Annotated in this window: 9 protein-coding genes, 1 tRNA gene, 1 rRNA gene and 1 riboswitch; of the genes, 3 read left to right on the top strand and 8 right to left on the bottom strand. The window is 36.3% G+C overall.

The window, feature by feature from the left end; translation table 11 throughout:
- Window positions 1–328 (bottom strand): 16S ribosomal RNA (locus tag AC4G3N_RS19230); the annotation flags it as partial.
- A gap of 590 nt (window positions 329–918) precedes the next feature.
- On the bottom strand, window positions 919–1,824 hold the full coding sequence (locus AC4G3N_RS19225) for a DMT family transporter (RefSeq protein WP_491091060.1): 906 nt from the start codon (window positions 1,822–1,824) through the stop codon (window positions 919–921).
- 120 nt (window positions 1,825–1,944) lie between these two features.
- Here AC4G3N_RS19225 and AC4G3N_RS19220 point away from each other — a divergent pair, with 120 nt between their 5' ends.
- The gene (locus AC4G3N_RS19220; protein ID WP_066106820.1) at window positions 1,945–2,640 is read left to right on the top strand and encodes an MgtC/SapB family protein; all 696 of its coding nucleotides are present in this window, start codon (window positions 1,945–1,947) and stop codon (window positions 2,638–2,640) included.
- Window positions 2,641–2,805: 165 nt separating this feature from the next.
- A tRNA-Ala gene (locus AC4G3N_RS19215) sits at window positions 2,806–2,877 on the top strand.
- A gap of 81 nt (window positions 2,878–2,958) precedes the next feature.
- Here AC4G3N_RS19215 and AC4G3N_RS19210 read toward each other — a convergent pair.
- The 6 genes from AC4G3N_RS19210 to AC4G3N_RS19185 form a co-directional block, all read right to left on the bottom strand.
- On the bottom strand, window positions 2,959–4,095 hold the full coding sequence (locus AC4G3N_RS19210; RefSeq protein ID WP_491091057.1) for a tyrosine-type recombinase/integrase: 1,137 nt from the start codon (window positions 4,093–4,095) through the stop codon (window positions 2,959–2,961).
- A 235-nt stretch (window positions 4,096–4,330) separates the two neighbouring features.
- Window positions 4,331–4,756 carry a hypothetical protein gene (locus AC4G3N_RS19205; RefSeq protein ID WP_491091055.1) on the bottom strand — a complete coding sequence of 142 codons (426 nt, stop codon included), beginning with the start codon at window positions 4,754–4,756 and terminating at the stop codon, window positions 4,331–4,333.
- 303 nt (window positions 4,757–5,059) lie between these two features.
- Window positions 5,060–5,239 (bottom strand): hypothetical protein, encoded by a 180-nt coding sequence (locus AC4G3N_RS19200; protein ID WP_491091053.1) that lies wholly within the window; start codon window positions 5,237–5,239, stop codon window positions 5,060–5,062.
- A gap of 170 nt (window positions 5,240–5,409) precedes the next feature.
- Window positions 5,410–6,411, bottom strand: coding sequence for a hypothetical protein (locus AC4G3N_RS19195; RefSeq protein WP_491091051.1), 1,002 nt, complete (start codon window positions 6,409–6,411; stop codon window positions 5,410–5,412).
- Between the two features lie 361 nt (window positions 6,412–6,772).
- The gene (locus tag AC4G3N_RS19190; protein WP_491091049.1) at window positions 6,773–7,087 is read right to left on the bottom strand and encodes a DMT family transporter; all 315 of its coding nucleotides are present in this window, start codon (window positions 7,085–7,087) and stop codon (window positions 6,773–6,775) included.
- Window positions 7,087–7,428: a DMT family transporter gene (locus AC4G3N_RS19185; RefSeq protein ID WP_491091047.1), complete on the bottom strand. Its 342-nt coding sequence runs from the start codon at window positions 7,426–7,428 to the stop codon at window positions 7,087–7,089. The genes AC4G3N_RS19190 and AC4G3N_RS19185 overlap by 1 nt, the downstream gene beginning before the upstream one ends.
- 71 nt (window positions 7,429–7,499) lie before the next feature.
- A riboswitch (guanidine-I (ykkC/yxkD leader) is annotated at window positions 7,500–7,598 on the bottom strand.
- Window positions 7,599–7,995: 397 nt separating this feature from the next.
- Between AC4G3N_RS19185 and AC4G3N_RS19180 the strand changes: the two genes are divergently transcribed.
- The gene (locus tag AC4G3N_RS19180) at window positions 7,996–9,198 is read left to right on the top strand and encodes an IS110 family RNA-guided transposase (RefSeq protein WP_491089503.1); all 1,203 of its coding nucleotides are present in this window, start codon (window positions 7,996–7,998) and stop codon (window positions 9,196–9,198) included.
- Window positions 9,199–9,333: the final 135 nt, after the last annotated feature.

The following is a 9,333-nucleotide window of genomic DNA, read 5'->3' as shown; positions in this document are numbered from 1 at the left end:
GTCCCAGTGTGGCCGATCACCCTCTCAGGTCGGCTACGCATCGTTGCCTTGGTGAGCCGTTACCTCACCAACTAGCTAATGCGCCGCGGGCCCATCCCTAAGTGTTAGCCGAAGCCAACTTTCCTTCTAACACCATGAGGTGTTAGAAACTATTCGGTATTAGCACCGGTTTCCCGGAGTTATCCCAATCTTAGGGGCAGGTTGCCCACGTGTTACTCACCCGTCCGCCGCTAATCGTTGGGAGCAAGCTCCCTCAGATTCGCTCGACTTGCATGTATTAGGCACGCCGCCAGCGTTCGTCCTGAGCCAGGATCAAACTCTCCGAAAGATGTTTGATCTAGCTAAATTTTAAAGCAAATTGACGAGATTTTAAAAATCTCTTTTTTTAGACTTGCTTGGCGTTTCGTTTTGTTTAGTTTTCAAAGAACAATCTGTCGTGTTAGCGACTTTTATATTATATCAGGATAACTTTTCTTTGTCAACAACTTTTTTAAAAGTTTTTTTGACTTATTTTAACTTGTTATCTCGTTCGCGTTAGCGACTTTTATAATATATCAGAATAACTTATTTTCGTCAACAACTTTTTTAAAAGTTTTTTTAACGAATGTTCAACGAAGTGAACGATAGTTAATATATCATGGACAACTATTAGGATGCAAGTACTTTTTTACTTTTTTTCGCTTTTTTATATTATTTCTACATAACATCATAAAAATCACATATATCCAATACATTGACATACAACTCTTCATTAAGATTAGCAGTGTTCGTTTGCCTAACCATCCTGATCACTAAGCACGCCCTTTAATGTTCATAAGAATAAATTCCTTCAACAATACACTAAAAATCGGAAAAAGTTCAACACCAATTATATTTAAAAAAAACAGAGACATCCTTCTTGGATGCCCTACAATGCAATTAATAGTTAACTTCGCTATTCTCTATTGCGTCTCTTCTTCTATTCATTAATATAAATAAAGATAACCCCACCAATACTAATGATGCACCAAACAATTGTATAGCCGATAGGCTTTCATTAAATAAAAAGTACGCCAATACTGCCGCACCTATTGGTTCAAATAATATAGCCATCGATATTTTTGTTGCACTAACCCATTCAATTGCCCAATTAAAAAGTGAATGCCCCAACAATGTAGGAATGATTGCAAGCAAGATAAATAGGTACCACTCTTTTTTAGGATAATCGAATAACTCCTGGCCGCTCCCCAATACATAGATCAATAATATAATTGCACTAATACCGTATACAATAAAAGTGTAAGCAGTTAACCCCATTCTTTTACGTACCATTTGTCCAATCAAGAAATAAGCTGTTGCAAGAGCACAAGCTACTAAGGCAAGTACATCTCCGAACAAAGCTCCCTTATTATGCGAAAAATCGGTGGCACTAATCAATATACTGCCTGAAATCGCCACAATAATACTTACGACTCCACCGATAGATACTCGTTCCTTAAATAAAAAATAGGTACCTAAAAAAGCAAATATAGGCTGCATTGTGACTAGGACAGTTGAATTAGCCACTGAAGTATACCGAAGAGACTCAAACCAAAAAATAAAATGAAAAGCAAGAAACGCTCCGGCCGCTGCACATAATACCCAATCTTTTTTATTAATCCTTCCTATCTCTTTAACAGCCTCCCTACAAAAGTACGGAATTAGAATTAAACAGGAAAATAACATGCGGTAAAAAGCAATGACACCAGACTCGGCTTCCGAATAGCGAACAAGTATCGCTGAGAAGGATACAGCAATCACTCCTACAACAATGGCAAGATAAGGTTTAAAAAGTGACTGAGTCATATATTATTCCACCCTTTAACTGTAATTTAAACAAATAAATATTCATAATTCATAATTCTGGAACAGATCCGTCTCATATTCTATTCTATATAGAAGAACTTATAAAGGCAGGTTAGCAATATGGATTTCTCAATTGATATACAGATGATTATTAAATTATGCATATCAGCAGTATTAGGGCTTATCATAGGACTGGAACGGGAAATCAAAAGAAAACCTGTTGGTCTGAAAACATCTCTAGTAATCTCAATCGTTAGTTGTTTATTAACTATTGTCTCTATTGAATCTGCATATAATGCAAAAGGATCAGCATATGGAGTCACAGTAACAATGGATCCGCTCCGTCTTGCAGCCCAGATAGTATCCGGAATTGGTTTTATTGGAGCTGGCGTTATATTAAGGAGAGGCAATGACAGTATATCTGGTTTAACTACTGCAGCATTAATTTGGGGAGCAGGCGGAATAGGGATTACAGTAGGTGCAGGTTTTTATATGGAAGCAATAGCAGGTGTAGTTTTGTTAATCATCAGCGTTGAATTGCTGCCCATGTTATTTAATTATATTGGGCCAAAAAAGTTTAGAGAAAAAGAGTTAAACCTCCAGTTAATTATTGCAGAAAAAGACAGTATAGCGCCAATTATAAATTTAATTGAACAAAAAGAGATTTCAATTAAGTCTGTTCGCATAAAAGATCTGACTAACAGTCATCAAATTCGTTTAAGAACCACAATAGACAGCAAAAGGCTAATTACAGATGTTTATTATTCCGTTTCTTCTATCGATGGAGTCATGAGCATTGAAATTGAAAATGCATAATCAATAGGAGCAGGAAAGAAGCATAGGCAGTTTCTTTCCTACTCATTTTTACCCTGCATTATAGCTTGGTTAAGTTAGAAGATTCAGCAAAAATACTTCATACAAGATTGACATTCGTATTAAATTAGTTAAAATAAGGTTGTACATAATTTTATTACTTATTATGGGGCTATAGTTCAGCGGGAGAATGCTTCGCTGGCAGCGAAGAGGTCAGGGGTTCGAATCCCCTTAGCTCCATACCGGAAAACCCTTGTATATCAAGGGTTTTTTCTTGTTTTCCGGGAGAGTTCTTTTCGAGGAACGGTTGAAATTGCACATTTATTGCACAAGTTGTTTTGGCTCTGATGATCGTTGAAAGAATGCCTCTTCAAAGCGGATAGCCGCTTCCTCTTGGATATCGGAGGATACGTGAGAATAGAGATCCAGTGTCACACCAACTCGACTATGGCCTAACCTTTCAGCCACGACCTTCGGGTTCACGCCGCTCTCCAGCATCAAAGTCGCGTGCAAGTGACGCAAATCGTGAATCGTGATTTTCGGGACTCCCGCTTTCTCGATATAGCGATTAAAGGTTCTCAATACATTGTTGGGGTCCTTGTACATTCCCTTACTCGTTGAAAAGACGATACCTTCATCTCGATACCCAAAGAGTTGGCTCTTTTCCCTCTCCTGTTCCTGTCGGTGTTCTATAAGATCATTCACCACATAAGGAGAGATGGAGATTTGCCTCTTAGACTTCTTGGTCTTCAGATCCTTCACAATGAGTCCTTTTCCTTTTACACGAGCTACACTCCTACGCAAGTGAATCTTTCCCTTTTCAAGATCAATATCATTCCATTGCAATCCCAACAGCTCTCCCTTCCGCATTCCTGTAAAGATAGCTAGGATAAAGAAAGTCTCATCCGGTTTTCCTCGGATGGTCTGTAAGAATTGTTCTGTTTGATTCTGATTCCAAGGAGTCGATTCCTTTGAACGGACTTTTGGCGGTGTAGCCATCAATACGGGATTGTGTTCAAGAAGAGACCATTTGATCGCCTGAGACAGAACACTATTGAGTAAGTTATGCAGCTCCCTGACAGTCTTGGTCGAAAGCCCCTCATCTAGCTTTTCGTTATAAAACTCATCCAGCATTCTCGCTGTAATATGAGCTAACTGAGCCTGTCCAAAATAGGTCACTAAGTGCTTCTGGATAAGATACCACCGGTTCCCAGCCGTCGTTTCAGCAACATTTCTTCGATAAAACGTATGGAACCACTTCTCCACGAATTGATCAAATGACTCTTGAGACAACTCTCTTCTTTGAGTATCCATCCATAGCTGATTCAAATATTCCTGAGCATCTCGTTTTGTTCGGAAACCGCTCTTTGACTTTTGAAGCCTTCGTCCATTATGATCTTTCCCAATATCCACTCGGACACTATAGGTGTTGCCTATCTTCTTTATACTTCCTTTCATAATTGCAAATACCTCCATTTTGAATGAAGGTATGGTGGTATTTATTAGGATAACCAGTTATTGTTGATTCCACGCAATTATCTTCATATTTCTCTTAACCATTAAGAGTTTTTTATATGCGTAAAAGGAGTAGGTAAAATAGTTATGGACTAGAATTATTTCATAAAGAAGAAAAGCCATTGCCCTTGGACAACCGCTTCCCTTCCTTTTTTCTTTTGTTTATATTGATTCCTAATCATATCAACCTGAGAATACTATCCATTCCCTTTTCAATATTGGGCGGATCCCAGTCACTTCCGTACATCTGATGTAACATCACTAAACTCTTGAGTTCAATATAATGTTCATTTACCAAAAGTGTAAGGAACAATCCTAATTGATCCACCATATATTTGTTTAACGTCTTCATATCTTCTTGTGATAACTGACTAATACTCTCAGGAGGTGTATCAGGTGTAGCATTTATATAACTAACCGTTCCGCTATGCATACCTTCAACAGGTCCACCTCTAAAACAAAAATGAGTTAATGCTACAGAAAGGTTCCGAATATAATCATCTCCTCCAATAAATTTGAGTAGCTCCTTTAAACCATCATTAAAATGAAGTTCTGACAATTTTTCGTTTATCTCTTTTTTCATTAAATCTTTATCTAACATCATACACACACTCCCTTCTTGTATTTTACTAATTTGCCCTGATAGATACTAAAAAAGCCAGGTATAATTTAGAAAACCACAACTAGAGGACAAACATACTTCAAATTACTAATCCTGCTTACACTTTCTCTATTGAGCTTCTAATGCTACTAAGGGACAGGTTAGGGAAGAAATAACAATCAGGGCTGCCTTGGAAAATTGGTGATAATATAAAAAAAGACACCGAAGTGTCTTATGTCTTTCGAATCAAGCTCATCGATAAATTGGAGTTTTTGTGGATGATCAGAATCTAATTTGCAAACTTAATCAATCCTCAGATAAATCCCCGCCACGGCAAAAATCGGCAAGTTCAAAATCTGAGTTATGATGTTTAGACCCGCCACCTAAGATTTCATCTTTCCAAGTCCAAGAACCGTCTCCATTGTCTCTAATAGCTTGTCCGCATTCAGGACAAGTGTACCACGAACATTCGTCATACTCCGTCATTTTGGCTCCACAAGTTTTGCAAATAGGATAATTACTCATAAATCGTTCTCCCTTTTTCAATTTCTAATTTATCTGTCTATTCGCCTATTAATAAAGAGTTTCTCTTGATAATGGTCCCTTTTTTACTGCATAAAAAGTCTATGATGTAAGATACAGGATTAAACAAGATTCTAGCTTTCTGCTAAAGCCCTTAAAATATGAAGACTTTCAATCATCGGCTTACTAAAATTCGGGTGTTCATAAAAATAGTGTATTAATTTCTTTTTAGTTAGTTCAAGTTGGTTTTTATCAAAACAAGATATGTCTATGTACTCAATTTCACCATATCTTGCTCTATATAGTGCAAGTCTTTTAATGTCTAAACGTTGATAAGAATCATCTACAAAATAATCATCATCCGCATTCTTAATGTCAATAGATATTTGATTAAGTAAATAATACCCTACTATTTGAGCAACCTCTTGCCACTTATATCCTATGCCTTTTCCAGTTTTAAAATCATATAATGTTCCGTCAACAATAACATCACCATCAGCACCTCCGACATAGGAAGAAGCAACTCCAAAATGAGGATTATATATAATATCGCTAGTAGGACTAAGAATTGTTGATATAAACTTTTCTTGAAAAACATCACATAGTAATTCTAAATCCTTAATAATTTCATAATCAGGTTCATCAAAAAAATATTTTTCTATAGGTGTATCTGGAAGGTAGCTTGATCTATAAATAAACTCTAATTTAGCTAAGAAACACACATCTAAAGCCAATTCGTTAATTGGTTTATTATTATTGCTATATGCTTTTAATTTCTTTATTGTTTTTATAAGTTTTCTTTCAACTTTTTTAACAGCACGATTATTGTTTGATAATTTCGAGAGAGTCCAAATTCCGTTTATTGCAATTAAATTTGTGTATGACTCATCTCTGTTTTTTTTAACTACTCGAGCCAACATAATTCTCGCTAAATAATCAAATCCTGTTCCAACTACTGTGGAGTTATAACTTTTACTTAGGTTATAAGGGACGGAAATGACATATTCAGTTTTAGAAAATGCTTCCTTACCTGAATATGTGTTAAAGGATTTCTTGTTAGGGATAATTTCTCTTATAATTGCTTGAAATTCTTTTTGGCTTGTTCCTGATCCTTTTAGTAAGCTTGTAAGAGACATATAACCCCCCCTTTTTTTTAAAAAAAGTTATCAGATTTTTCACTTATATTCTATCATAATATAACAATCCGCCACTACTTTAAAACTGTATGAGAACCGATTAATTGAGGTAATACCTCATTTGTAAAAAGAACGATTTAATTTTAGAATGACCATCCATCTTATTATAGAAGCAACAATCTTTGATAGCTGTTTTCGCATAGTTGTTGCTCCTGAATAAATGTGCGGATAACCATTTTGTGGTGTCTTCGAATGAAGATAGCTTATTGAACAAACGGGGCAGTTTAGTTGAACAAGAATAAAGAAGATAATTTGCTTAATAAAAACAGATTATCTTCTTCTTCCAAAACAAAAAACTCTTTTATGAGACAAGTTTTAGACCCACAGCAGCACCTAATACCATACCTATGAAAATAAGTCTTCTCCAATCTTTTGATTCGCCATAAAAAATCATCCCTAAAATTGCTCCACCAGATGCACCAATACCTGTCCAAATTGCGTAAGCTGTACCCATAGGAAGTGTTTCCATTGAATAAGCAAGAAATATAAAACTTGCCCCAAATCCTAGGATTAATAGAAGCAGCGATTTCCAACTACGGTCTTTATGCAGTTTATTTATCATTGCAACACCACACATTTCACATAAACCTGCTAAGATTAAAGAAATCCAAGCCATTAGGATTCATCTCCTTCCTGAACTTTGTCCTTTGTTACTAATTTCAAGCCAACTACTCCTGCTAATAACAGTAAAATCAATAATATTTTTTCCACTTTAAATGGTTCTCCAAAGAATAGAATTTCAGAAACGACGGTTCCAGTTGTACCTAACCCAACAAAAACTGCATAAACAGTTCCCACGGGAAGTCTTTTTCCTGCCATAATCATTAAATAAAAGCTGACGAATATAGCAATGATAGTTCCAGTCCAAGTCCAAAACTCATAAGCGTGTTTTAAACCAATAACCCAAAAAACTTCAAAGAAAGCAGCAATAATCACTTTAATCCAGTCTTTATTCATCTAAAGACACCTCCAAATTTATTCTTGTCAAAAAAACAAAAAAAGCCCGAGAGTTAAACTGTAAAAACAGTTTCTCCCAGGCTTTTATCCTTCCGTGACACAGCAAAGCTGTGAGTTTTCTCTCGGACCAGACCAACATTGACTGCTGCGGAACCCTAGAAAACATTCAACTTATGCAATTACCTTGTATTATACACAATTATAAATCTCAGTCAATGTTAGTATAACGTATATTCATCTTGTTGAACTAACGGGGGCATTGATCCAAAAAGGATTAATGCCTTTTTGTGTTGAATTTCTTATGGAAGTAAAGGGGCAGTTTCGTATTATATAGTTCAGCCAGAACTTTCTGGTTGAACTTTTTTCATATGAATTTAATCTATCAGTAGCCAGGGTAGAACGTAAGGGGCAGTGGGACAAATGATCCCGTCCGCTAAACTGTTCACCCCCTACTTGTAGAAATATGTTTGAGGCTGGTTGGGACTGAGATCTCGTATAACAAGCGAAGCTATAATACTACTTGGAGGAAATAGGGATACTGGTGAATTTATCAGAGGAGGAGAAAGAATGAACCCAGTTGTGGGTATAGATATAGCCAAAGAAGAAAGTGAAGTACAGGCTTTTTTAGATAAAGGAAAGCCGTATGGAACAAGTTTTTCGATTAAGCATAATCGTGAAGAGTTGGAGAAGTTTATCTATTTCTTAGAAGAAATGAAGGAAACAACTGGGCAGATGCCTGTGGTTATATTGGAATCAACAGGACATTATCATACCCCAGTTGTTCAATGCTTAGAAGAGAATGACATACTTTATATCTTATTGAATCCAATCATTTCTCATCAAGCGAAGAAGGCCAGTTTAAGAAAGGTGAAAACTGATGCGTTTGATGCGTATCAATTATGTGTTCTCTATTATAAAGAAGAATTTGAACCTCAAAAAAGGAGAGGAATTCAACTTCTAAATATTCGGAATCTATCGAGACAACAAGAGATAATGACGAATATGTATGTGGAGGCAAAATTGCATTTCCATACGATTTTAGATCAGGTTTTCCCTGAATATAGAAAGGTTTTTGGGGATCTATTTTCGAAAGTATCTTTATCGGTATTAAAGGAATACCCTACCTCGGAGAAGGTTCTAAGGGCTAGCAAGGAAGAGCTAGAAGATAGGATACGAGAACATTGTCCCAGTCGGTCTGTACAGTGGGCCAAAGAAAAGGCAAGAAAGCTCATTCATTCAGCTTCTCAAAATCCTTTTCAGAAAGTGCGATATGAAAGCCATCTTATCAATCTTAGTATGTATATCGATATTTTATTTCACTACCAAGGACACCTTACGGATTTAGAGAGCCAAATGGTATCCCTGGCAAATGAAATAGAAGAATATAAGATTATCCAATCGATTCCTGGTATCGGTGAAAAGATTGCGGCAACAATCATTTCGGAGATAGGAGAAATTGATCGGTTTAATCACCCTAAAAAGTTAGTGGCCTTCGCTGGAGTAGATCCCAGTGTCTATTCATCTGGTAAGTTTACTGCGAACATAAATCGTATAACCAAACGAGGATCCAGTAGGCTAAGGCATAGTTTGTATTTAGCTGTTTTATGTGGGATAAGAGGCTCTAGAAATAAAAAGCTCAAAGAGTTCTATGATAGAAAACGTTCAGAAGGAAAACCTTCAAAAGTTGCCATTGTAGCTTGTATCAACAAGCTGCTTCACTGGATTTATGCTTTATTGAAAAAGAACGAGAATTTCCTAGATTTAGCTTAGGAAATGATATTTATCCAACATAAGAAAAACCTTCCAAAAAGAAACTGGAGGGTTATTTGGCATACCCAAAAACAGTATAGCATATAAAAAAATGAAATATACAGAGAGATATTGACAACCTATTAGCTGGTTTAG

It is taken from the genome of Bacillus sp. z50, from assembly GCF_058313585.1.
Note: the sequence above shows the minus strand (reverse complement) of the source record. Positions and strands in the feature narration are given on the sequence as shown.